Below are 23109 nucleotides of genomic sequence, written 5' to 3'. Positions count from 1 at the left end.
CCCGGTGATGCGTGACATGGCACCGAACACGCGCGGCACGCAGATGCCCGCACTCCCCCGGCTGGGCGGCCGGCGCAGCAGCTACCGCGAGCGGGTCGCCGACGCGCTGCGCGCCGCGCTGATCGCCGGCGAGCTGCGGCCGGGCGAGGTCTACTCCGCGCCCTCGCTCGCCGCCCGCTTCGGCGTCTCGGCGACGCCGGTGCGGGAGGCGATGCTGGACCTGGCCAAGGAGGGCCTCGTCGACACCGTGCCCAACAAGGGCTTCCGGGTCACCGTCGTCTCCGACAAGCAGTTGGACGAGTACACGCACATCCGCGCCCTGATCGAGATCCCGACCGTGGTCGAACTGGCCCGCACCGCCGACCGCGTCTCGCTGGAGGCGCTGCGTCCGGCGGCCCGCGAGATCGTCACGGCGGCGGTGGCGGGCGACCTGATCGCCTATGTCGAGGCCGACACCCGCTTCCACCTGGGCCTGCTCGCACTCGCGGGCAACGCCCATCTGGTCGAGGTGGTCGCCGACCTGCGCAAACGCTCCCGCCTCTACGGTCTGACGGCACTGGTGGAGGCCGGCCGGCTGCTCGCCTCGGCCGAGGAGCACCTGGAACTCCTCGACGCCCTGCTGGAACGGGACGAGAAGGCCGTACACACGATCATGACCCGGCATCTGGGGCATGTGCGCAGTCTGTGGGCCGAGGGCGCGGACCGCGGTTAGCCGAGGCCGCCGGTCCGAGCGCGGGGGCGCGCGGGCTGTCGGGCGAGGGAGCGCGCATCCACCCCTCGGGCGCCGAACATCTCGCGGTGCAAGCGCCGTCCTCGTGCACATTTTCCACCGTCAGCGGGGCCGGACGGCACAAGAAGCGGCGATTTTGCGGTGGGCAAGGGCATACCGGACCATTGCAGCGTCCCGGCGACCCTGGGACATCTGTTCGATGAGAGGCGCACCACCCATGCACGTCACCGGAACCGCCCCGCAGCCGGCTCCGGCTCCTTCCGAGGACCTCACGGCCGTCGTCGGGGACCTTCGCGACACCACCAGCGTCGCCGAGGCCCACGGCACCACCGGCAAGCACGCCCGCCGCTTCGGCCTGCCGGTCGCGACCGCGCTGGTCATGGGCAACATCATCGGCGGCGGGATCTTCCTGCTCCCCGCCTCCATCGCCCCGTACGGCTGGGTCAGTCTGATCGCCTTCGGTGTGCTGACCGTGGGGGCCATCGCGCTCGCGCTGGTCTTCGGCCGGCTCGCCGCGCGCGACCCCCGTACCGGCGGCCCCTATGTCTACACCCGCGAGGCCTTCGGCGACTTCGCCGGGTTCCTCGCCGCCTGGGCGTACTGGATCACCACCTGGGTGTCGAACGCGGCGCTCGCCGTCGCCGCCGTCGGCTACCTGGACGTGCTGATCCCGGTGAACGACCACAAGTGGACCGCGTGCCTGGCCGCCCTGGCCCTGCAGTGGCTGCCCGCTCTCGCCAACTTCGCCGGCACCCGGTACGTGGGCGCGGTCCAGCTGGTGTCTACGGTGCTGAAGTTCGTACCGCTGCTGCTCGTCGCGGTCGGCGGCCTGTTCTTCTTCGACCCGTCCCGGCTCGGGCCGTTCAACACGAGCGGGCACAGCTCGATCGGAGCCGTCTCCGCCTCCGCCGCCCTGCTGCTCTTCTCCTACCTCGGGGTGGAGTCCGCCGCCGTGAGCGCCGGTGAGGTCAGGGACGCCCGCCGCAACGTGGGGCGCGCCACCGTGATCGGCACCGCGGGCGCCGCGCTGGTCTATCTGCTGGGCACGCTGTCCGTCTTCGGCACGGTCGCGCACAACCGGCTGGTGGCCTCCACGGCCCCCTTCTCCGACGCCGTGAACACGATGTTCGGCGGCAGCTGGGGCGGTACGGCGGTGGCGCTCGCGGCACTGGTGTCGATGACGGGCTGCCTCAACGGCTGGACGCTGCTGAGCGCGCAGACTCCCTACGCCGCAGCCCAGGACGGCCTGTTCCCGGCCGCCTTCGCGCGCCGCCGCCGGGGCGTGCCGACGGTGGGCGTCGGCGTCACGGTCGTCCTGTCCTCGCTGCTCACGGCGTACAACTACCTGTCGGGTTCGGCGAAGGTCTTCGACGTCCTGGTCCTCGTCACCACGTTCACCGCGACCGTGCCGTACCTGCTGGCGACGGCGGCGCAGCTCTTCCATCTCGTCTCCGGCAGGTCGGTGGACCGGCCGCGGCTGGTGCGGGACTCGGTGATCACCGCGATCGCGGCCGCCTTCTCCGTCTGGCTGATGGCGGGCGCCGGCTATGCGGCCGTGTACCAGGGCGTGCTGTTCCTGTTCGTCGGCATCCTGGTCTACGCGGTGATGGCGGCGCGGCGGCAGCGGAGGCCGGTGGAGCCGGCCGACGCCGCATCCCGCGCCCGGTGAACAAGCCGGTCGTCGGGAGGACGGGTCCGCCGCTTCAGATGACGATGCGATAGAGGTGCTCCGGACGCCCGGCCGCGCCGTACCGGAGCTCCAGGCGGACCATGCCCTCCTTGACCAGGTAGGACAGATAGCGCTGGGCCGTGGCGCGGGAGACGCCGGTGAGTTCGGCCGCCTCTGCCGCCGACACCGGACCGCTCGCGGCGCGCAGCGCCTGGTGGACCAGGGTCAGGGTGGGCGCGGAGTGGCCCTTGGCCGGTACCCGCGGCACGGCGGGCGGCCGGGCCGCGCTGAACAGGGCGTCCACATCGGCCTGGTCCGTCTCGGCGGCCGGGCCGAGCACCTCCACGCGGTGCTGCAGCTCCCGGTAGGCGGTGAGCCGCTCGCCCAGGTCGGGTGAGCCGAACGGCTTGACCAGGTAGCCCACGGCACCGAGCTTCATGGCGGTGCGCACCGACTCGATGTCCCGGTCCGCGGTGATCATCAGGGCGTCGGGCCGGGCTCCGCCCTCGTCCCCGGTGAGCCGGCGCAGCACGTCGAGTCCGCTGCCGTCGGGCAGGAAGATGTCGAGCAGCAGCAGGTCGGGGCGCAGGGTGCGGACCGCCTCCAGTGCCTCGGCGACGCTCGCCGCCTCGCCGACCACGCCGAATCCCGGGACGCGGCTCACGTACTCACTGTGGATGTGGCTCACCCGGAAGTCGTCGTCCACGACCAGGGTCCGGATCATCAGCGCTCGCCTCCCACCGGCAACGCCGTGGTGAACAGTGCGCCCCGCGGCGCCGAGGCCGTCTCGGGCAGGGGCAGTACGACCGTGAAGACCGCGCCGGGTCCCTCGCTGACCGTGATGGTGCCGCCGTGCCGTTGCACCAGTCGGTGCACCAGGGCCAGTCCGAGGCCGCGCCGGGCGGTGCCCCGTTCCGGCCGGGTCGACCAGCCGTCCTCGAAGATCGACTCGACCGACTCCGGCGGGATCCCCGGACCGGTGTCCGCGACCCGGACCCGCACCTCGTGGGAGCTCTCGGTCAGGGTGAGCCGTACCTCGCGGCCGCCCGCCGGGCGCGGGCCCTCGCCCGCCGCGTCGACCGCGTTGTCCAGCAGATTGCCGGCGATGGTCAGCAGCCGGTGCAGGTGCGGCGGGTCCTGGCCGAGTGCCGAGTCGTCGGTCAGCACGATCCGTACGCCGCGTTCGGTGGCGACGGTGGTCTTGGCCACGATCAGACCGACCATGAGCGAGTTCCCGATCCGCTTGCGCACGGACTCGGTGAGCGCCTGGCCGGCGCCGACCGCGCCGACGGCGAACTCGTAGGCGTCGTCGTACTCGCCGATGTCGAGCAGGCCGGCCAGGGTGTGCATGCGGTTGGTGAACTCGTGCTGCTGGGCCCGGAGCGCGTCGGTCAGGCCGCGCACGGAGTCCAGTTCGCGCAGCAGTCCGACCAGCTCGGTGCGGTCCCGTACGGTGACCACGGCGCCGAGTTCACGGCCGTGCAGGGTGACCGGCATGCGGTTGACCACGAGGCAGTGCTCGTCGGTCAGGACGCTGACGTCGGTGCCGGTCAGGGTGCCGTCCAGGGCGCGGCGCAGCCGGCCGTGGGGCAGGACCTGCTCGACGGTGCTGCCGAGTGCGGTGCCGAGGCCGAGCAGCCGGCGGGCCTCGTCGTTCACGACGGTGATCCGGCCGTCGGGGTCGAAGGCGACCACGCCCTCGCGGATGCCGTGCAGCATCGCCTCGCGGTCCTGCAGCAGTCCGGCGATCTCCTCCAGCTCCAGCCCGAACGTGGTCCGTTTCAGCCGTCTGGCCAGCAGGTACGCGGCCGCGGCACCGAGCGCGGTGGCGATCGCGGCGTACAGGCCGAAGGTGGGCAGCTCGCGCCACAGCTCGCTGAGCACATGTCGTTCCGGGATGCCCACCGACACCTCGCCGACCAGCTTGCCCGTCGGCCCTTTCAGCGGGGCCTTGCCGTTGGCGGACCGCCCGGTGGCGCCCTGGTCGGTGCCGACGTGCGTCCGGCCGTCCAGCACCACGATCGGCTCGGTCACCGGCGAGCCGACCAGCTCCGGCATGGGGTGCGAGTGGCGGATCCCGTGCAGGTCGATCACCACCACGTACGACGCCCCCGACGCCTTGCGGATCCGCTCGGCGGCGGTCTGCACGACGGCACCGCCGTCGCCGTACTCCATGGCCCGCCGGATCTGCGGGTCCGCGGCCGCGGTCTTCGCGATGGCCACGGCCCGCTCCTCGTAGGTGCGGTCGAGTGCGGAGCGCTGCGCGAAGGCGAACAGGACGAAGCCGATGGCGCCGGTGAGCGCCAGGATGACGAGCTGGCTGGTGAGGATCCGCGCGGAGAGTCTCCCCCTCCCACCGCGCCCGATCCGCATACGGATGGGTGTCACAGGTGCCTCTTCGCCTCTGTCCCGCCGGGTGCCGGGCCGGCCCTGCGCCGCACCCGTGGTGGCGTGATTGTGCCCGATGGCCGAAATCCTGCCCAGCCCCGTATCACTGAGCAGAATGAGCAGAACCCCGGTTAACGCGGCTTTCGCGAGATACCTGGGAAACAGCGACGTAACACTGGGTGGCCTCTAGCGTCTGCCTTCCTCGACCCCACGAGGTGTGGAAGGAGACGGCCTCACATGGCTTCGCGAAACGATGTCGCGAGGAGCCCGATCGCCGATGCAGCAGTGCGCGAGGACGCGCGCATCGAGATCTCCGGGCTCACCAAGCGATTCCTGACCCCTGCCGGTGAGGTGTTCACGGCGCTGCAAGGCGTTTCGTTCACCGTGGAGCCGGGTCAGTTCTGTGCGGTGGTCGGTCCCACCGGCTGCGGCAAGTCGACCACGCTCAGCATGGTGTCCGGCCTCGACCGGCCCAGCGAGGGCTCGGTCAAGGTCGGCGGCCGTGAGGTGGACGGCATCACCGACGGCGTCAGCTTCATGTTCCAGGCGGACGCGCTGCTGCCCTGGAAGACGGTCCTCGGCAATGTGCTGATGGGCCCGGTCTTCCGCGGCGTGCCCAAGCAGCAGGCCCAGGCCTCGGCCCGGGACTGGCTGCGCCGCGTCGGCCTCTCCGGCTTCGAGGACCGCTATCCGCACCAGCTCTCCGGCGGTATGCGCAAGCGCGTGGCGATGGCCGCAGCGCTGATCAACGAACCCAAGATCCTGATCATGGACGAGCCGTTCGGCGCCCTGGACGTGCAGACCAAGGCGATCATGTCGACCGAGCTGCTGGACCTGTGGGAGCAGATCCGACCCTCCGTCATCTTCATCACCCACGACCTCGACGAGGCCGTGGCGCTCGCCGACCGGGTCGTCGTCATGACGTCCAGCCCCGGGTCGGTCAAGGCCGTCTTCGACATCGACCTGCCGCGGCCGCGCGGCTCGGTCCAGGAGATCCGCTACCAGCCCCGCTTCATCGAACTCCAGCACCAGATCTGGGACACGCTGCGCGAAGAGGTGGAGCGCGCCTACGCACGCACCTCAGGAGGAAAGGCATGAGTACGACGTCCACCGCTTCCACCGTCCCGGTCGCCGACGGCGGGCCCGCCTCGGCCGCGTCCGCCGCCAAACGGGCCGCACGACGTCGGGTCGTACTGGTGTGGGCGGGCCGGCTGGGCCTCGCCGCGTTCGTCATCGGCGGCTGGCAGGCCTTCACCACCTGGGGCATCGTCGACCCGTTCTTCTTCGGGCAGCCGTCCGGGATCTGGCAGCGGCTGATCGACCTCTTCCAGAACGGCACCGAGTTCGGGTCCTTCTACGCGAACATCTGGACCACCATCCAGGAGGCGCTGATCGGCTTCGCCCTCGGTGCCGGCACCGGAGTCGTCTTCGGCGTCGTCCTGGGCCAGAGCCCCTATCTGTCCGACGTGCTCGGTCCCTACATCAAGATGGTCAACGCCATCCCGCGTATCGTCCTCGGCTCGATCTTCATCGTCGCCTTCGGCATCGGCGTGACCCCGAAGATCCTGCTCGCCGCCGTGCTGGTGTTCTTCATCGTCTTCTTCAACGCCTTCCAGGGCGTCCGCGAGGTCGACCGCAACATCCTCGCCAACGCCCGGGTGCTCGGCGCCTCCCAGCTGCAGATCATCCGGCATGTCATCGTGCCGTCCGCGCTGACCTGGATCATCGCCAGCCTGCACAGCGCCTTCGGCTTCGCCATCGTCGGCGCGCTGGTCGGCGAGGTGCTCGGCGCGCAGAGCGGCCTCGGACTCGTCATCAAGACCGCGCAGAACAACTTCGACCCGAACGGCGTGTTCGCCACGATGCTCGTCATCGCGGTGATCGTGCTCGGCGCGGAGTGGCTGATCGGCAAGCTCGAGCACCGGCTCCTCTCCTGGCGCCCCCCGGCCCCCTCCGCGGCCAACAACCTCTGATTTCCCAGCCCTTCGCACCTTCCGCTCCCGAAAGACCGACAACGAAAGAGCCGCCATGTTCAAGAGAACCCTCACCGCGTCCCTCGTCACCGTCCTCGCCCTCGGCGCGGCCTCCGCGTGCTCCAGCAGCTCCTCCGGCTCCGGCTCGGGCGGCTCCGGCGGTACCCCGACCGTCAAGATCATGGTCGGCGGCATCGACAAGCAGATCTACCTGCCGTACCAGCTCGCCCAGAACCTCGGCTTCTACAAGAAGTACGGCGTCAACGTCGTGCTCAGCACCGAGCAGGACGGCGGCACCGGCGCCGAGGACGCCATGGCCTCGGGGCAGGTGGACATGGCGGGCGCCTGGTACAACCACACGATCGACTTCCAGGTGAAGGGCAAGGCGGTGGAGGACGTCGTCCAGCTGTCCGGCGCGCCGGGCGAGCGGGAGATGTGCGGCACCAAGAGCGGGGTGCACTCGGCCGCGGACTTCAAGGGAAAGACCCTGGGCGTCACCGACCTCGGCTCGGGCACCGACACGCTCACCCAGTTCCTGGCCGCCAAGAAGGGGCTCAAGACCGCCGACTTCCACCGCATCGGGGTCGGCGCGGGCTCCACCGCCATCGCCGCGCTGCAGAACGGCAAGGTGGCCTGTGTCATGACGACGCAGCCCACGGTCGCCGCGATCCAGAAGAAGGGCATCGGCTACTCGGCGGTCGACGTGGCCACCACCTCGGGTGCGACGACCGCGACGGGCGGCGCCTGGCCGGCCGCGGGTGTCATCGCCCGTACCGACTGGGTGAACTCGCACAAGGACGCGGTGCAGAAGGTCGTCGACGCGCTCGTGGCCACCCTGCACTGGATCGACAAGCACAGCGCGTCCGACATCGCCGACAAACTGCCGCAGTCGTTCGTGCAGAACCAGCTGGTCACCAAGGCCGACTACATCTCGGCCCTGACCCAGGACAAGGGCCAGTTCCTCCCGGACGGGATCATGCCGGCCGGCGGCCCCAAGAACGTCCTGACCACGGAGGAGCTGGTGGGCCACGCGACCTCGAAGGTGAACCTCGGTACGACGTTCACCAATGACTTCGCCGTCGCGGCCAACAAGAAGGAAGGCTTCACCACGACGACGACCCCGGCGGGGACGTCCGGCTGAGTCTCCGTCCACACGGGACACTGACGGGAATCACCAAGCGGCCGTGCCGGATCACTCCGGCACGGCCTTCGCCGAGATAGCCGACCGGTCCATTAATGCCAGGCGATCGGTCGTATACTCCGGGACATGGGACGTACCAGTGATGCGAAGGAGAAGATCCTCACCGCCGCGCAGTCGCTCATCGAGCTGCGCGGCTACTCCGCGCTGGGCGTGGCTGAGATCTGCAAGGCCGCCGGCGTGCCCAAGGGCAGCTTCTACTACTTCTTCGAGTCCAAGGAAGCCCTTGCCCTGGCCGTGCTGGACGAGCACTGGCAGGCCCAGCGCAACGACTGGGCCCGGGCCCTGCACAACGATGCGGAGCCGCTCTCACGGCTGCGCCGGCTGTTCCAGGAGACGGAGGCAGAGCTGCGCGCAGGCCAGCAGAGCTGCGGGACCGTCTCCGGCTGCATGTTCGGCAACCTCACCCTGGAGCTGAGCAACCAGACCGAGCCCATCCGCGAACGCCTGCAGCAGATCTTCGAGGCCCAGGTGGAGATGGTCGAGAAGGTCGTCGCCGAAGCCGTGGAGCGCGGGGAGGTCACCGTCGGGGACACCCGGGAGGCCGCCCGGTCGGTGGTCGCCCAGCTCGAGGGCCAGGTGCTGTTCGCCAAGCTCTACAACAACACCCAGCACCTGGACGCCCTGTGGGAGAACTGCTTGTCGCTGCTCTCCGCACGCCGTCCGGACGTGGCGGCCGTCGACTCCTGACTTGGCCCGGCCCCGAGTCACTGGGGATGTCGCCGCGCCGCGAGCCGGCTCCTGATCGCGGGTCCGTCCAACTAGACGACCGGTCTACTATAGCTATCGACCGGCCGGATGCCGCACGGAACCGAAAGGAAAAGGATCATGAAAGAGTTCCTGGTCGAACTCACCACGAGCGTGCCCGAGGGCACCGGCACCACCGAGGTCAGCCGGCGCCGCGCCGCCGAGGCCGTCCGGGCGAAGGAGCTTGCAGCCGCGGGACGCCTGGTCCGGCTGTGGCGCCCGCTGGGCGAACTCCGCAGCATCGGTGTGTGGCGTGCCGACGACGAAGCGGATCTGCGGGAGAGGGTCCTTGGCACCCTGCCCCTGTGGCCCTGGATGACCGCGGTGGTCACCGCCGTACAGCCGCACCCCAACGACCCTGGCACAAACGGCTGGACCGCCTGATGGGCGAGAGAACGAGGACCCTCATGAACAACACGGCAGCACAGGAATCGATCCTGCGTGGCGTCATGGACCGGTGGAAGTCCGCGGTCGACGCGCATGAACCGCAGGAGGTGGCCTCATGTTTCACCGAAAACGCCATCTTCCAGGGACTTCATCCCTACACCGTGGGCCGTCCGGGAGCCGCCGAGTACTACGACTCCCAGCCTCTCGGCTTGACGGCGGACTACCGGGTGCTGGAGACACGGCAGTTGGCCGAGGAAGTCCTGCTCGGCTGGCTGGGCGTCGACTTCTCATTCACCGACCGGCCGACGCTCAGGGTCACTCTCGGCGTGGTCCTCAGACGTGCAGCCGACCAGTGGCACATCGCTCACTATCAGGTGTCCAAACTCGCGCCCCCGAATAGTCGACCGGTCGACTCGGCTCACTGACGGCCGGTCTCTAAAAACCGGTCCCCTCCCCCCTCCCCACCTTTATTGGAAAGAACCACCATGAACACTCCCGACCAGAAGGTCGCCGTCATCACTGGCGCGTCGCAGGGCATAGGCGCCGGCCTGGTGGACGCCTACCGCAAGCTCGGACACGCCGTCGTGGCCACCTCCCGTGGCATCGCCGCCTCGCAGGATCCGGACCTCCTCACCGTTCAGGGCGATATCGCCGACCCTGCCACCGCCGGACATGTCATCGCCGCCGGGCTCGAGCGCTTCGGCCGTATCGACACCCTGGTCAACAACGCCGGCATCTTCGTCGCCAAGCCGTTCACCGAGTACACGCAGCAGGACTACGACGCGGTCACCGGCGTCAACCTGACCGGGTTCTTCCGCATCACCCAGCTCGCCGTCGAGCAGATGGTCCGCCAGGGAGGCGGGCACGTCGTCCAGATCACCACCAGCCTGGTCGACCACGCCAATTCCGCGGTCCCCTCGGTGCTGGCCTCCCTGACCAAGGGCGGTCTGCAGTCCGCCACCAAGGCACTGGCCATCGAATACGCCGCCCGCGGCGTCCGCAGCAACGCCGTCGCACTCGGCGTCATCAAGACCCCCATGCACCACGAGGACTACCACGACACCCTCGCCGCGCTGCACCCGGTCGGCCGGATGGGCGAGATCAGCGACATCGTCGACGCGGTCGTCTACCTCGAGAACGCCCCCTTCGTCACCGGGGAGATCCTCCACGTCGACGGCGGCCAGAGCGCCGGCCACTGACACCGGGCACCAGTCCCAAGGGGCGTTGCCCATACGCCCGCTCACCGGCCGACCGGCCCCCGAGAACGATCGAAGGGCCGTTTCAGATCGCCTCTGAAACGGCCCTTGACCTACGACTTCACACAGTCGGGACGACAGGATTTGAACCTGCGACCCCTTGACCCCCAGTCAAGTGCGCTACCAAGCTGCGCCACGTCCCGTTGCGGTCTCACCCGGGGTGTCCCGTGTGATCACGCAGGTCAACCCTACCGCACCTGGGCGGGTGCTCGTGTCGTGCCCGCCGTGGCGGGGACGCTCGTACGGCCCTGGCGGCGGGCCGGGACGAGGAGGGCTGCGCCGGCCGCGGCCAGGCAGAGGAGGGCGAGCAGGGCCCAGCCGTGGGTGTAGCCGGAGGCGTAGGGCAGGCCGGAGGGCTGGAGGCGGCCGGTGACCAGGACGCTGGTGAGCGCGGCGCCGATGGAGCCGCCGATGGTGCGGATGTTGGCGTTCATGCCGGTCGCGGCGCCGGTCTGCTCGGGCGGGACGCTGCCGACGACGAGGTTGGCCATGGAGGCGAAGGCCAGTCCGATGCCGAGGCCGAACAGCCCGGCCACGACGGCGATCTGCCACTGGGCGTCATGCCAGAGGGTGAGGAAGCCGCAGGCCAGTGCGCCGAGGGCGGCACCCGTGGTGAGGAGCGCCTTGGCGCCGACGCGGGGCTCCAGGCGGCCCGAGAGGACGCCGGAGAGGAACATCGCCAGCAGCATGGGCAACATGAGCAGGCCGGAGGCGGTGACGCTCGCTCCGAAGCCGTAACCGGCCGCGGACGGCGTCTGGACGAAGCCCGGCAGGAAGGACCAGATCGCGTACATGCCCGCGCCGAAGAGCAGGGCGGTCGCGTTGGTGGTCCACACCGCGGGCAGCCGCATCACGCGCAGGTCGATCAGCGGGGTGCGGGAGCGGGCCTCGGCCGTGAGCCACAGGGCGAACAGCACGACGGCGGCGGCGAACAGGCCGAGCACCTTCGGCGAACCCCAGCCCCACTGCCCGGCCTGGCTCAGCGGCAGCAGCAGGGCCACCAGCCACGCGGAGAGCAGCGTGGCGCCGTACCAGCTGACCTTGCCCTGGGCGCGCTTGGGCGACTCGGGGACGTACGCCACGGCGATGAGGACCGTCGCGGCGACGATCGCCACGGGGATCCAGAAGAGCCAGCGGTAGTCGAGCGCGGAGACGATCGGTCCGGCGGCCACCATGCCGACTCCGCCGCCGGCGGCGATGACCGCGGAGAGGTTGCTGATGCTGCCGCTCACCGCGGCGGGCGCGAACTCGTCGCGGATGATGCCGAAGGCCAGCGGGAACAGGGCGCCGCCGATGCCCTGGACGACCCGGGCGACGATGAGGACCCCGATGTTCGGGGCGAGCGCGGCGACGAGACAGCCGGCGAGGACGGCGAGCAGGACGCCGACGAGCGTGCGCTTCTTGCCGACGAGGTCGCCGACCCGGCCGAGGATCGGGGTGAAGACGGAGGCGGACAGCAGATAGGCCGTCATCACCCAGGTCGCGGTCGACTGGGAGGCGTGCAGGGCGTGCTGGACGGTCGGCAGGGCCGGCGCGATCAGCGACTGGAGCATGGAGAACACGCCCGCACCGGTCGCGAGGACCGCGAAGGTGAGGCGAGTGGACTTGCGGAGCATGAGCGAGCCTCTCCGAGGGGGAGCGCTGTGGACGGGAGAAGGGGGCATGTGCTGCCGGGCACGTCTGCCCAGGGCGGAGTCGCCCCCGCACTGCTAAAGTGGAGGTACTCCTCCACTCTAGCGGAGGCATACCTCCGGTTCAAGCTGAACCGGATGCAATCCTCCGGTTCATCGATGCCCCTGGGAGGCAGCAGTGACGGCCACGCCGTTCCCCGTCGGCGAGATCGTGGCGGCCCGCCGGCCGCACCGAAAGGACGCCGCCCGCAACTACGACGCCCTGCTCGCCGCCGCCCGCGAGGCGTTCGCCGAGCACGGCTCGGACGCCTCCCTGGAGGACATCGCCCGCCGCGCGGGCGTCGGCATCGGCACGCTGTACCGGAACTTCCCCACCCGCCGCGACCTGTTCGAGAGCGTCTACGCCGACGAGGTCAACGTCCTGTGCCAGGCGGCCGTGGAGGTCGCGGACCTGGAGCCGTGGGAGGCCCTGACGGCGTGGCTGGACCGGTTCGCCGGCTACATGGTCACCAAGCGCGCGGTGCGCGAGGCACTGAACGACGAGTCGGAGATCTTCCAGAGCTGCCGCGACTCGATGTACGCCGCCGGAGGGCCGCTGCTGGAGCGCGCCCAGCGGGCGGGCGTGGCCCGGGCGGACATGGACTTCGTCGATCTGCTGCGGATGGTCGCCGGGATCACGGCCACCGCCTTCGACGACGACGCCCAGCGCGACCGGGTGCTCGCCATCGCGCTGGACGGGGTGCGGACCGCCGGCCGCGGGGATGGCCGATGAACCGCGGGCTGCACCGCGGACGCGGCGCCGCGGGGGCTGGTCGCGCGGTCCGCCGTGCACCTGGGAAGGTCCGGTCGCCGCACGCCTGAGACGTGCCCTATTTGATCAGCGCGTTCGCCACCACCACGATCAGGCCGAGCAGCGCGTCCCCGAGTCCCATCAGGACCGCCATCGGCCAACTCCGCCCCGACCAGCGGGCGGTGAGGAGGCCGAGCGCGAACAGGATCAGGGTGTTGAGCACGAACGCCACGTATTCGACGCCCTTCGCCGGCCACCAGTGCCAGTAGGCGCCCACCAGCAGGAAGACCGTGGGCAGCACGGCCACGACCAGCGGCCACTCCCCCGACATGGAGCGCAGCACGTCCCAGCGGCGGTGCGGGGTGCGCTCGGCGATGTAGTGGGCGTAGCCGTGGGCGAGGGCGGAGGCGAGCGCGGTCACCAGCACCCAGGCGGCGTCATAGCCACGGACCTTCGCCGACGTGTGCCCGTACTGGGTGAGCGCCGCCACCAGCGAGCTGGCGAGCACGGCGCCGTACACACCCCCGAACAGGACGGCCTCGCGTGTGTCGGGCCGCCGGGGCTGTGCCGCGCCGACCGCCGTGGAGTCAGCCATGTCCCCCACGATCACCCGTGCCGCGCCACCCCGCCAGTCCGCACGGACGACGAAGTGTCCTCCCACCAGCTCCAATGCCCCACACTCTGTCGACTTCGGCACGGGTCGGCGATGGCTAGGCTCGCCGCATGACGCACAGCTTCGCCCTCCACATCCCCGACGCCGACCTCGAACCCGAGCCCCTCGACCCGCAGCAGATCGTCTCCGGCGACCCGGAGGTCACCGGGAAGGTGCTCTGGGAGTCCCCGGACGGCCGGCAGATCCGTGGGATCTGGCAGATCACGCCGGGCGTGGTCACCGACACGGAGGCCGACGAACTGTTCGTCGTGATCAGCGGTGCGGCGACGATCGAGGTCCAGGACGGGCCGACGCTGACGGTGGGGCCGGGCGACATGGCGGTGCTGCGCGCGGGCGACCGTACGACGTGGACCGTGCACGAGACGCTGCGCAAGGCCTACGCGATCAATCTGTGAGCCGCGGTCGCGGGTGCCGCGGTGTGCCGCCATGCGTCTGCCGCGCCGTCGTGGCCGGTCGCGCAGTTCCCCGCGCCCCTGTGCGGCGCGACCGCTCAGGGCGCCTGCCCGCTCAGCCTCCTGACTCCAGCGGTCAGCGCCTCGGCCACCGCCCCCGGCGGAATGTCCGCTCCCCCGCTCGTGCGGGCCAGGAGCGGCAGTTCCACCTGGACCCCGCCCAGGCGGCTCAGGTTGACCGGGTTCCTGGGATGCACGCCGCGCAGGTCGGCCGGGACGGCCGCCAGGTCGGTGACGGCCGGGAACTGCGGGGCCTCGGCGGCCAGTGCCTCGGCGAGGACGCGGGCCGCGGCCCGGTTGCCGCCGCCGAGGAAGACGGTGTGCGGTGCCTCGGGCCGCATGTGACCGTGCAGGGAGACCGTGACGGAGACCCGCTCCAGGAACTCCCGCAGCAACACGCAGTGGTCGGCCGCCATGCGCGCGGACGGGATGTGCACGGGCTGCCGTACCCCCGGCTGGCTGAAGACGAGGCTGGTGGCGCCGCAGCGGCGGGCCACGAGGTCCGCGAGTTCGGCCGTACCCCCTTCGTTGCTGCCGTGCAGGGCCAGCAGCCCGATCTCGCCGCCCGGTACGAGGGTCGCCACCATCGGTGTGCCCTCGATCTCCACGTGCTCGGTGCGGGTCACCGCATCGCCCCCCTTCACTCGGCTGCCGGCGCAGGCATGTTGTACGGCGTGACGACCTGGATGGCGGACGGCAGCGCCGGGCCGGCCGGAGGCAGCGCGCCGTGCGCCCGCATCACGAGGTGGCAGGCCTCCCGCATGTCCTGGCGCAGGTCGTGGTGGAGCACGGCGGACAGCCGGTGCTCGCGCAGCAGTCGCGTGTTGTCGTGGTCGAGGTCGTGGGCGATGAACACCGCGCAGGCACGGCCGAGGTCGGCGAAGGCGCGCAGGGTGGCGTTGTTGCCGCCGCCGATGGAGTACACGGCCCGGATCTCCGGGTTCCGTTGCAGGGCGGCGCGGACCAGGTCGTACTGGGTGGCGTCCAGGCCCTGCCCCTCGGCGATCTCCACCAGGGTGCGCTCGGGATGCCGGGCCCGCATCACGCTGCGGAACCCCATCTCGCGCTCCTCCTCGTTGCGGAAGAAGCCGCTGCTCAGGCTGGTGAGGACAAGGCCGGGCCGGTCGCCGAGCCACTGTCCCATCAGATAGGCGGCGGTGGCGCCGGCGGCCCGGTTGTCGCTGCCGACGTAGCCGATCCGGCCGCTGGCGGGTAGATCGGTGACCAGGGTGACGACCGGGATGCCGGCCGCGGTGAGCCGCCCCACGGCGGCGGTCACCTCGGGGACGTCCGGCGCCTTGAGAATCACGCCCTGGGAGCCGCGCCGGGCGATCCGCTCCAGCGTCCTGACCTGCTCGGCGGCCGGACCGGTCTCCCGGAAGTGGAAGCGTGAGCGCACCACGGCCGGGTGCAGGGACGGCAGTTCGGCCTCCAGGGCGGCGCGTACGGCGCTGCTGAACCGCTCCGGCGCCTGCACCACGATGTCGACCATGAAGGTACGGCCGACCAGCCGCACCTGGGTGCGCTGCCGGTCGAGGTCGGCGATGGCCCGGTGCACCTCCTGCGCGGTGCTCTCGCGCACCCCTCCCCTGCGGTTCAGCACACGGTCCACCGTGGCCTCGCTGAGACCCGCCTGACGTGCGATCTCCCGGATCGGGAACGGGTGGCCCATGGGCCTGCTCCTTGAGGGGTTTTTGATGGCTGGCTGCTGGTTGTTCGAGGGGTTTGTCATGACAAGAATGACAGGGCCGCGTCGTCGCCGTGGCCGAAAGCCGTGATCGAAGGGACACCGATGTCCGTCGTCTCCGTGCCAGGACGTGCCTGGCTGTCCGAGCAGGACTGCGACCTGGACGCCTTCCGCGCCCTGATCGACCGGACGACCCCCCTCGCGGACTACCCGCACGCCGCCTCGGTGACGGAGAACGTTCTGGTCTACGAGGGTGAGCGGCTGCGCGCCACCGAGGACCGGGACGCCCTGCGGGCCGAGCTGGTGCGGGCGTTCGCCGACGGTCCCGGCATCGTCGTCGTCCAGGGTGCCTACCCGGAGCCGGCGGTCGTCGACCGGGTCACGGCCGTGTTCGAGGCGCTGATCGCCGAGCAGCGGGCCTCCGGGGCCACCGCCGGCGACCACTTCGCGCAGCCGGGCGCCAACGACCGGGTGTGGAACGCACTGGAGAAGACGGCCCTGTACGACGCGGAGGCGTTCGCCGACTACTACGCGAACGATGTGCTGGCCCTGGTCTCCGCGGCCTGGCTGGGTCCCTGCTACCAGGTGACCTCGCAGGTCAACGTGGTCAACCCGGGTGGCGTGGGGCAGACCGCGCACCGGGACTACCACCTCGGCTTCCTCAGCAACGCGGCCGCTGCCGCCTATCCGGCGCATGTGCACCGGCTCTCCCCGGTGCTCACCCTCCAGGGCGCGGTCGCCCACTGCAACATGCCGGTGGAATCGGGCCCGACGCGCTATCTGCCGTACTCGCAGCGGTACGAGCCGGGCTATCTGGCCTGGCGGCTCCCGGAGTTCCAGGCGTACTTCGAGGGGCACCACGTGCAACTCCCGCTCGCCAAGGGCGACGCGGCCTACTTCAATCCGGCGCTCTTCCACGCCGCCGGCACCAACCGCACGGCGGACGTGCGGCGCACGGCCAATCTGCTCCAGGTGTCCTCGGCCTTCGGGCGCGCGATGGAGACGGTGGACCGGGAGGCGGTGGCGAACGCGGTGTTCCCGGTGCTGCTGCGGCGGGCGGCCGAAGGTGCCGGCGAGGAGTGGCTGGAGAACGTGATCGCGGCGAGCGCCGAGGGCTATCCCTTCCCGACCAACCTGGACAGCGACCCGCCGGTCGTCGGCGGTCTGGCCCCGCCGGCGCAGGCGGACCTGCTGCGGCGGGCGGTGCGCGAGGGGTGGGCCCCGGAGCGGCTCCGTGCGGAGCTGCGGGCCGCTGCCGAACGACGAGAGAGCTGAGGAAGGGCGGGGCAGGTCATGGGACTTCTCGACGGACTCCTCCGGGAGAAGATCGTCCTGGTCAACGGAGGCAGCCAGGGGGTGGGTGCCGCGATCGCGCGAGCGGCCGTCCGGGAGGGCGCCGTGGTGGCGGTCACCGGCCGCCGTACCCAGCCGGGTGAGGCGCTGGTCGCCGAACTGGCCTCGGCCGGGGGCAAGGCCATGTTCGTGCGCGCCGATCTGGCGGACGCCGAGCAGGCCAGGGCGGCGGTCGCCGAGGTGGTGGACGCCTACGGCCGCATCGACTGCCTGGTGAACTCCGCCGGTCTGACCTCCCGGGGCACGCTGCTGGACACGACCCCGGAGCTGTTCGACGCGCACATCGCGATCAACCTCAAGGGGCCGTTCTTCGCGATGCAGGCGGCGGTCGCCGACATGGTGGCCCGCAAGGCGCCCGGCACGATCGTCAACATCATCACCTCGTCGGCGCACGGGGGCCAGCCGTTCCTGGCGCCGTACGTCGCCGCCAAGGCCGGCCTCGTGGGCCTGACCCGCAACGCCGCGCACGCCCATCGCTGGGACCGGATCCGGATCAACGGCCTGAACATCGGCTGGACCGCGACGGAGGGCGAGGACGCCACCCAGCGCGCCTTCCACGGGGCCGGCGACGACTGGCGCGAGCAGGCCGCGGCGAAGCTGCCGATGGGCAAGCTGGGCCAACCGGAGGAGATCGCCGACTTCGTGGTCTTCCTGCTGTCCGACCGGTCGGGGGTGGTCACGGGGTCGGTGATCGACTGGGACCAGAACGTTCTCGGCGGACTCGACTGACTTCCCTGACGGAACATTCGTACACAAGGAGCACCATGCGCATCGGAATCCTCGGCCTCGGCCGCATCGGCGCCTTCCACGCCGAGACCCTCTCCGGACTGGACGCCGTCGAGTCGCTCGTCGTCACCGACCCGTTCGCGGACGCCGCCAAGGCCGCCGCCGAGCGGTTCGGCGCCGAAGTCGTGGACTCGCCGGAGGCGCTGCTGGCCGCCGGCGTGGACGGCATCGTGGTGGCGGCCGCGACCGACGCCCACCCCGCCCTGATCCTGGCCGGCGTCGAGGCCGGAGTCCCGGTCTTCTGCGAAAAGCCCGTCGCCAAGACGATGAGCGAGGGCGTCGAGGTGCTGAAGGCCGTGCGCGACAGCGAGGTGCCGATCCAGATCGGCTACAACCGCCGCTTCGACGCGGGCTTCACCGCCGCGCGCGCCGCCGTTCAGGCGGGTGAGCTGGGCAAGCTGCACACGGTCCGCTCCACGACCCTGGATCCGGCGCCGCCGCCGGCCGCGTACATCGCCGCCTCCGGTGGCATCTTCCGGGACTGTTCGGTGCACGACTTCGACATCATCCGCTGGGTGACGGGCCGCGAGGTCACCGAGGTGTACGCGGTCGGCGGCAACCGGGGCGCCGACTACATCGAGGCGGCGGGCGACGCCGACACCACCGGCGCGATCCTCACCCTGGACGACGGCACCATCGCGGTGGTCTCCAACTCCCGCCACAATGCCCGGGGTTACGACGTCCGCATGGAGCTCCACGGCTTCGCCGACTCCATCGCCGTCGGCCTGGACGACAAGCTCCCGCTGCGCTCGGTCGAGCCCGGTGTGACCTTCCCGTCCGGCACCCCGCACGACTTCTTCATGGACCGGTTCACGGCCGCCTACCGCGCCGAACTCAGCGCGTTCACCGAGGTCGTGGCCGGCACCCGCCCCTCCCCCTGCACCGTCGAGGACGCGCTGGAGGCGGGCTGGATCGCGGAGGCCTGCACCCTGTCGCTGCACGAGCACCGGCCGGTGACCATCGCCGAGGTGCGACGGGTCTGAGGCAACCGGACGGCGCCGGGCGTGCGCCCGGCGCCGTATCCGTGTCTCAGCCGCAGTAGCGGATCAGCCACTCGTCCGGGTTGTACGTGTCCCGCGCCGGGTCCGGCGCCGTGGCCGGCTTGGTCTCGACCGTGTCCTCCGGGCGTATCCGCTCCGGCAGTGAGCCGAAGCGGGTGCGGCGGAGCACCGCCGCGTCGATGGTGTCCTGCGCGATCTCCCGGGGTTCACTGGCCTTGGTCATCTCGTCCTCCCGTCTCCGCGGGCATCCCCCGTCGTCCCGACAACGTCCGCGTGCCCCCGGTTGTTCCCGGCCGGTTTCCGGCCGAATCCGTTGCCGTTACGCAGGAACCGGGCCCTCTGACGGGAGCCCGGTGTCCAGGGTTTCGGCTCAGGCCCCGCAGGACCGCAGGAACCGCCGCGTCCGCACCGCGATCGGCAGAGGCTTGTCCGGCTCGCACGGATACATGTCCTGCTCGACGATCGCGAACAGCTCCACGCCGAGCCGCTGCGCGGCCGCCAGTACCGGCCCCAACTCGGGCACACCGGACGGCGGTTCGCACATCACCCCGCGCTGCACCGCCGGTCCGAACGGCACCTCGCCGGCGATCACCTCGGCGAGAACGTCCGGGTCGACCTGCTTGAGGTGCAGATAGCCGATGCGCTCGCCGTAGGTCTCGATGAGTTTGACGCTGTCCCCGCCGCAGTAGGCGTAGTGCCCGGTGTCCAGGCACAGGTTGACCAGCTCGGTGTCGGTGGAGTCCAGGAAGCGCTCGACGTGGTCCTCGGTGTCGATGTGGGTGTCGGCGTGCGGGTGGACCACGATGTCCAGGCCGTACGTCTCCTTGACCTCGTGGCCGAGCCGCTCCATGCCCTTGGTCAGGTGCGCCCACTGCTCGGCGGTCAGCTCGGGCGGCTCCAGGATCTCCGCGGTCTTGTCGTCCCGCCAGAATGACGGGATGACCACCAGGTGCCGCGCGCCCATCGCCCGGGTGAGCGCGGCGACCTGGCTGACGTGCGCCCAGGTCTCCGCCCAGACGGACGGGCCGCGGTGCATCCCGGTGAAGACCGTGCCCGCCGAGACCTTCAGGTTCCGCCGGGCCACCTCGTCCCTGAGCCGGGCGGGGTCCGTGGGGAGGTAGCCGTAGGGGCCGAGTTCGATCCATTCGTAGCCGGCCTGGGACACCTCGTCCAGGAAGCGTTCCCAGGGCACCTGCCGTGGGTCGTCGGGGAACCAGACGCCCCAGGAGTCGGGGGCCGAGCCGACCCGGATACGGTCCAGCGGGGTGGGGGTGGCCATGGTCAGGGGGTTCCTTCCGCGGAGGGCGCGACGGGTGCGGTGAGGTCGCTCTCCTCGGGGAGTTCCTCGGTGTCGACGCCGCGTACCTGGGCCAGTTCGTGCTTGAGTGCGGCGAGTTCGGCGCCGCCGGCCATGTGGTTGGTCAGTTCCTCCAGGCTGACCTCGGCGCGGGAGGCGGACAGCTCCAGGGTGCCCAGGCGCAGGACGCTGAAGTGGTCGCCGACCATGTAGGCGTGGTGGGGGTTGTGGGTGATGAAGATGACGCCGAGGCCGCGGTCGCGGGCGGCGGCGATGTACTTCAGCACCACGCCGGACTGCTTGACGCCGAGGGCGGCGGTGGGCTCGTCCAGGATGAGGACGCGGGCGCCGAAGTAGACGGCGCGGGCGATGGCCACGCACTGGCGCTGGCCGCCGGAGAGGGTGCCGATGGGCTGTTCCAGGTCGTCCAGGACGATGCCCATGTTGCGCAGTTCCTCGTCCGCGGTCTTCTTCATCTTCGCGATGTCCAGGCGCCGGAGCGGCCAGGGACCGCGCGTCATCTCGGAGCCGAGGAAGAAGTTGCGCCACACCGGCATCAGCGGCACGGTGGCCAGGTCCTGGTAGACCGCCGCGATGCCGCGGTCCAGGGCCTCGCGCGGGGTGGCGAAGCGCACCGGTCGCCCGTCGACGAGGAACTCGCCCTCGGTGTGCTGGTGCAGCCCGGAGATGATCTTGATGAGGGTGGACTTGCCGGCGCCGTTGTCGCCCAGGACGCAGGTGACCTGACCGGCGTGCACCTTCAGGTCGACGCCGTGCAGGGCGCGGATGTTGCCGTACGATTTGCCCGCCCTGCGCAGCTCGACCAGCAGCCCCTCCGCGGCGGGCGGCGCGTCCTGGACGACGGTGCCGTGGGTCTTGTTGTCGTTCATCGGTTACCTCCGGGTCGCCGTGCGCTGGACCCACAGATTGATCAGGACGGCGCCGAGCAGCATCACGCCCAGGAAGGCCTTGAACCAGTCCGGGTTCCAGCCGGCGTAGACGATGCCCTGGTTGACCATGCCGAACATGAACGCCCCGAAGACCGGGCCGATCGCGGAGCCGGCGCCACCGGTCAGCAGACACCCGCCGATGACGGCCGCGGCGATGTAGATCAGCTCCTGGCCGACCCCCTCACCGGACTGCACGGTGTTGAAGGAGAACAGCTGGTGCATGCCGATGAACCAGGCGCCGAACCCGACCAGCATGAACAGCGAGATCTTGGTGAAGGCCACCGGGACGCCGACCGCCCGCGCCGACTCCTTGTTGCCACCGACGGCGAAGACCCAGTTGCCGTACTTGGTGCGCAGCAGCACCCAGGTCGCGATCGCGGCGTACACCAGCCACCACACCACGGTGATCTTCACCTGCACCCCGCCGACGTCGAAGGACGAGGCGAAGACCTTTCTCGCCTGGTCGAAGCCGTCCATGTCGCTGATGTCGTCGGTGGCCACATTGCCGGTGACCAGCTTGGTCACCGCCAGGTTCACGCCCTGCAGGATCAGGAAGGTGCCCAGGGTGATCAGGAAGCTGGGCAGGCCGGTCCTGACCACCATCCAGCCGTTGAAGAACCCGATCGCGAGTGAGACGACCAGGGCGACGATCACGCCGGTCCACACGTTCAGGGTCAGCTGGTAGCTGAGCATGGCCGCGGTCAGCGCGGAAGTGATCACGGCGACGCCCGCGGAGAGGTCGAACTCCCCGCCGATCATCAGCAGGGCGACCGGCAGGGCCATGATGCCGATGGTCGAGGACTGGTACAGGATCGTCGCCATCGAGCTGCCCTGGCGGACCGAGGGCGCGACGATCAGGAAGAAGACCAGTACGGCGGCGGCGCCGAGGAAGACGCCCACCTCGGGGCGGGCCAGCAGCCGCAGCGCCAGCGGGCGGCGTGCGGTGCGGCCGTCGGTCCGCTGGGGGCCGGACGCCGGCGGCCTGCCGAGGGCCGGTTCAGCCTGCTGGGCCATGCTCATCACCGGGTGCCCTTCGCGGCGAACTCGGCGACCTTGTCGACGTTGGACTTGTCGACGAAGGCCGGGCCGGTCAGCACCGGCTGGACCCCGCCGCCGCTGTAGTTGCCGTTGTTCTTGTAGAGCCACAGCGCGTCGACGGCCAGGTAACCCTGCAGGTAGGGCTGCTGGTCGACGGCGAACTCGATCGAGCCGTTGTGGACGGCCTTCACCAGGTCTTTGTTCAAGTCGAAGGTGGCCACCTTGGCCTTGCTGCCCGCGTCGCCCACCGACTGCACCGCTGTGAGGGCGAAGGGCGCGCCGAGGGTGACGACCGTGTCGATGGAGCTGTCCTGCTTCAGCTTGGCCGTGATGGTCGACTTCACGGACGGCATGTCGGTGCCGTTCACATACAGCGTCTCAGTGGTGCCCTTGAACGTCTTCTTCACCCCGTCGCAGCGCTGGGTGAGGCCCACGTTGCCCTGCTCCTGGATGACACAGACGACCTTCTTGGCGCCGGTGGTGTTCAGCTTGTCGCCGAACGCCTCGCCCGCCACGCTCTCGTCCTGCCCGAAGAACTCCAGCAGCCCGAGCCTCTTCCAGTCGCTCAGACCCGAGTTCAGGCCCACGACGGGTATGCCGGACTGCTCCGCCTTGCCGATGACGCTCTTCATCGCGTCCGGCTTGGCCAGGGTGACCGCGATGCCGTCGACCTTCTGGTCGATCGCGTTCTGCACCAGGTTCGCCTGGTTGCCGGCGTTGGGGTCGGCGGAGTAGACGAGCTTGACGTTGTCCTTGGCGGCGGCGGCCTCGGCGCCCTTGCGGACGGTGTCCCAGAAGGTGTCACCGGGCGCCTGGTGCGTGACCAGGGCGACGGTCATGCGCGGGGTGTTGGCCTTGCCCGCCGAGGCGTTCTGGGCCGCCTCCTCGGCCTTCTTGCCGCCGTGGCTGCTGGCGCAGCCGGCGAGGGTCAGGGCCGCCGCGGCGGCTACCGCCACGACCGGGACGAGTCTCCGGGAGCGGGAGGGGGAAGAGCGGTCCATCTTTCCTGCACCTCACTGTGCGTGCGACGGGGGAAGGGACGCTGTTGCGTTGGGACGCGATCCAAGTCCCTGGGGCGCCTGATGTCAATACTTTGTTAAGAC

General features: G+C 70.6%; 25 protein-coding genes and 1 tRNA gene. 14 read left to right on the top strand and 12 right to left on the bottom strand.

Annotated elements, in window-relative coordinates:
• The first annotated feature begins 16 nt into the window (after nucleotides 1-16).
• Nucleotides 17-712: a GntR family transcriptional regulator gene (locus ACZ5NH_RS07040; RefSeq protein ID WP_388626771.1), complete on the top strand. Its 696-nt coding sequence runs from the start codon at nucleotides 17-19 to the stop codon at nucleotides 710-712.
• 235 nt (nucleotides 713-947) lie between these two features.
• Entirely contained in the window at nucleotides 948-2399 is a 1452-nt protein-coding gene (locus ACZ5NH_RS07035; RefSeq protein ID WP_468773316.1) for an amino acid permease, read from the top strand.
• A gap of 34 nt (nucleotides 2400-2433) precedes the next feature.
• Here the strand turns inward: ACZ5NH_RS07035 and ACZ5NH_RS07030 are convergent, their stop codons facing one another.
• Together ACZ5NH_RS07030 and ACZ5NH_RS07025 are read right to left on the bottom strand one after the other, a co-directional pair.
• A complete protein-coding gene (locus ACZ5NH_RS07030) occupies nucleotides 2434-3123 on the bottom strand; it encodes a response regulator (RefSeq protein ID WP_388626773.1) in 690 nt (229 codons plus the stop codon).
• Nucleotides 3123-4787: a sensor histidine kinase gene (locus ACZ5NH_RS07025; protein WP_468773315.1), complete on the bottom strand. Its 1665-nt coding sequence runs from the start codon at nucleotides 4785-4787 to the stop codon at nucleotides 3123-3125. The genes ACZ5NH_RS07030 and ACZ5NH_RS07025 overlap by 1 nt, the downstream gene beginning before the upstream one ends.
• A 237-nt stretch (nucleotides 4788-5024) precedes the next feature.
• Here ACZ5NH_RS07025 and ACZ5NH_RS07020 point away from each other — a divergent pair, with 237 nt between their 5' ends.
• From ACZ5NH_RS07020 to ACZ5NH_RS06990, 7 genes are all read left to right on the top strand, one after another.
• On the top strand, nucleotides 5025-5885 hold the full coding sequence (locus tag ACZ5NH_RS07020; protein ID WP_388626776.1) for an ABC transporter ATP-binding protein: 861 nt from the start codon (nucleotides 5025-5027) through the stop codon (nucleotides 5883-5885).
• A complete protein-coding gene (locus ACZ5NH_RS07015; protein ID WP_468773314.1) occupies nucleotides 5882-6760 on the top strand; it encodes an ABC transporter permease in 879 nt (292 codons plus the stop codon). Before ACZ5NH_RS07020 ends, ACZ5NH_RS07015 begins: the two co-directional genes overlap by 4 nt.
• Before the next feature lie 55 nt (nucleotides 6761-6815).
• Nucleotides 6816-7901, top strand: a complete 1086-nt coding sequence (locus ACZ5NH_RS07010) for an ABC transporter substrate-binding protein (protein ID WP_468773313.1) — start codon at nucleotides 6816-6818, stop codon at nucleotides 7899-7901.
• Nucleotides 7902-8027: 126 nt separating this feature from the next.
• Nucleotides 8028-8648: a TetR/AcrR family transcriptional regulator gene (locus tag ACZ5NH_RS07005; RefSeq protein ID WP_468773312.1), complete on the top strand. Its 621-nt coding sequence runs from the start codon at nucleotides 8028-8030 to the stop codon at nucleotides 8646-8648.
• A 138-nt stretch (nucleotides 8649-8786) separates the two neighbouring features.
• Complete coding sequence (locus ACZ5NH_RS07000) at nucleotides 8787-9089, top strand: muconolactone Delta-isomerase family protein (RefSeq protein ID WP_468773311.1); 303 nt, start codon at nucleotides 8787-8789, stop codon at nucleotides 9087-9089.
• A gap of 23 nt (nucleotides 9090-9112) precedes the next feature.
• Nucleotides 9113-9517 (top strand): nuclear transport factor 2 family protein, encoded by a 405-nt coding sequence (locus tag ACZ5NH_RS06995; protein ID WP_468773310.1) that lies wholly within the window; start codon nucleotides 9113-9115, stop codon nucleotides 9515-9517.
• Between the two features lie 60 nt (nucleotides 9518-9577).
• A complete protein-coding gene (locus ACZ5NH_RS06990) occupies nucleotides 9578-10291 on the top strand; it encodes an SDR family NAD(P)-dependent oxidoreductase (RefSeq protein WP_468773309.1) in 714 nt (237 codons plus the stop codon).
• Nucleotides 10292-10417: 126 nt separating this feature from the next.
• On the opposite strand, the gene ACZ5NH_RS06985 is transcribed toward ACZ5NH_RS06990, so the two are convergent.
• Together ACZ5NH_RS06985 and ACZ5NH_RS06980 are read right to left on the bottom strand one after the other, a co-directional pair.
• Nucleotides 10418-10491 (bottom strand) — tRNA-Pro (locus ACZ5NH_RS06985).
• Nucleotides 10492-10536: 45 nt separating this feature from the next.
• Nucleotides 10537-11964: an MFS transporter gene (locus ACZ5NH_RS06980; protein WP_468773308.1), complete on the bottom strand. Its 1428-nt coding sequence runs from the start codon at nucleotides 11962-11964 to the stop codon at nucleotides 10537-10539.
• A 193-nt stretch (nucleotides 11965-12157) separates the two neighbouring features.
• On the opposite strand from ACZ5NH_RS06980, the gene ACZ5NH_RS06975 reads away from it, so the two are divergent.
• Complete coding sequence (locus ACZ5NH_RS06975; RefSeq protein ID WP_468773307.1) at nucleotides 12158-12751, top strand: TetR/AcrR family transcriptional regulator; 594 nt, start codon at nucleotides 12158-12160, stop codon at nucleotides 12749-12751.
• Between the two features lie 97 nt (nucleotides 12752-12848).
• On the opposite strand, the gene ACZ5NH_RS06970 is transcribed toward ACZ5NH_RS06975, so the two are convergent.
• Nucleotides 12849-13364, bottom strand: coding sequence for a hypothetical protein (locus tag ACZ5NH_RS06970; RefSeq protein WP_388626791.1), 516 nt, complete (start codon nucleotides 13362-13364; stop codon nucleotides 12849-12851).
• A gap of 128 nt (nucleotides 13365-13492) precedes the next feature.
• On the opposite strand from ACZ5NH_RS06970, the gene ACZ5NH_RS06965 reads away from it, so the two are divergent.
• On the top strand, nucleotides 13493-13837 hold the full coding sequence (locus ACZ5NH_RS06965) for a cupin domain-containing protein (RefSeq protein WP_468773306.1): 345 nt from the start codon (nucleotides 13493-13495) through the stop codon (nucleotides 13835-13837).
• A 95-nt stretch (nucleotides 13838-13932) separates the two neighbouring features.
• Here the strand turns inward: ACZ5NH_RS06965 and ACZ5NH_RS06960 are convergent, their stop codons facing one another.
• Both ACZ5NH_RS06960 and ACZ5NH_RS06955 read right to left on the bottom strand, forming a co-directional pair.
• A complete protein-coding gene (locus ACZ5NH_RS06960; protein WP_468773305.1) occupies nucleotides 13933-14520 on the bottom strand; it encodes a poly-gamma-glutamate hydrolase family protein in 588 nt (195 codons plus the stop codon).
• Between the two features lie 14 nt (nucleotides 14521-14534).
• The gene (locus ACZ5NH_RS06955) at nucleotides 14535-15566 is read right to left on the bottom strand and encodes a LacI family DNA-binding transcriptional regulator (protein ID WP_468773304.1); all 1032 of its coding nucleotides are present in this window, start codon (nucleotides 15564-15566) and stop codon (nucleotides 14535-14537) included.
• A 120-nt stretch (nucleotides 15567-15686) separates the two neighbouring features.
• On the opposite strand from ACZ5NH_RS06955, the gene ACZ5NH_RS06950 reads away from it, so the two are divergent.
• From ACZ5NH_RS06950 to ACZ5NH_RS06940, 3 genes are read left to right on the top strand one after another with little or no spacing between them, the layout of a single operon-like run.
• Nucleotides 15687-16856 carry a phytanoyl-CoA dioxygenase family protein gene (locus ACZ5NH_RS06950; RefSeq protein ID WP_468773303.1) on the top strand — a complete coding sequence of 390 codons (1170 nt, stop codon included), beginning with the start codon at nucleotides 15687-15689 and terminating at the stop codon, nucleotides 16854-16856.
• 18 nt (nucleotides 16857-16874) lie between these two features.
• The gene (locus tag ACZ5NH_RS06945; protein ID WP_450986129.1) at nucleotides 16875-17663 is read left to right on the top strand and encodes an SDR family oxidoreductase; all 789 of its coding nucleotides are present in this window, start codon (nucleotides 16875-16877) and stop codon (nucleotides 17661-17663) included.
• Nucleotides 17664-17698: 35 nt separating this feature from the next.
• Nucleotides 17699-18703, top strand: a complete 1005-nt coding sequence (locus tag ACZ5NH_RS06940; protein ID WP_468773302.1) for a Gfo/Idh/MocA family protein — start codon at nucleotides 17699-17701, stop codon at nucleotides 18701-18703.
• Nucleotides 18704-18749: 46 nt separating this feature from the next.
• Here the strand turns inward: ACZ5NH_RS06940 and ACZ5NH_RS06935 are convergent, their stop codons facing one another.
• From ACZ5NH_RS06935 to ACZ5NH_RS06915, 5 genes are all read right to left on the bottom strand, one after another.
• Nucleotides 18750-18944 (bottom strand): hypothetical protein, encoded by a 195-nt coding sequence (locus ACZ5NH_RS06935; protein ID WP_468773301.1) that lies wholly within the window; start codon nucleotides 18942-18944, stop codon nucleotides 18750-18752.
• Between the two features lie 147 nt (nucleotides 18945-19091).
• Nucleotides 19092-20000: a sugar phosphate isomerase/epimerase family protein gene (locus ACZ5NH_RS06930; RefSeq protein WP_468773300.1), complete on the bottom strand. Its 909-nt coding sequence runs from the start codon at nucleotides 19998-20000 to the stop codon at nucleotides 19092-19094.
• A gap of 2 nt (nucleotides 20001-20002) precedes the next feature.
• Entirely contained in the window at nucleotides 20003-20908 is a 906-nt protein-coding gene (locus ACZ5NH_RS06925; RefSeq protein ID WP_468773299.1) for an ATP-binding cassette domain-containing protein, read from the bottom strand.
• Nucleotides 20909-20911: 3 nt separating this feature from the next.
• Entirely contained in the window at nucleotides 20912-21988 is a 1077-nt protein-coding gene (locus ACZ5NH_RS06920; protein WP_451555286.1) for an ABC transporter permease, read from the bottom strand.
• Entirely contained in the window at nucleotides 21988-23007 is a 1020-nt protein-coding gene (locus tag ACZ5NH_RS06915; RefSeq protein ID WP_451555287.1) for a sugar ABC transporter substrate-binding protein, read from the bottom strand. The genes ACZ5NH_RS06920 and ACZ5NH_RS06915 overlap by 1 nt, the downstream gene beginning before the upstream one ends.
• Nucleotides 23008-23109 lie beyond the last annotated feature (102 nt).

The sequence above is a fragment of the Streptomyces sp. NPDC031426 genome, from assembly GCF_055581585.1.
The sequence above is the reverse complement of the archived record's forward strand: the minus strand, read 5'-3'. Positions and strand labels throughout refer to the sequence as shown.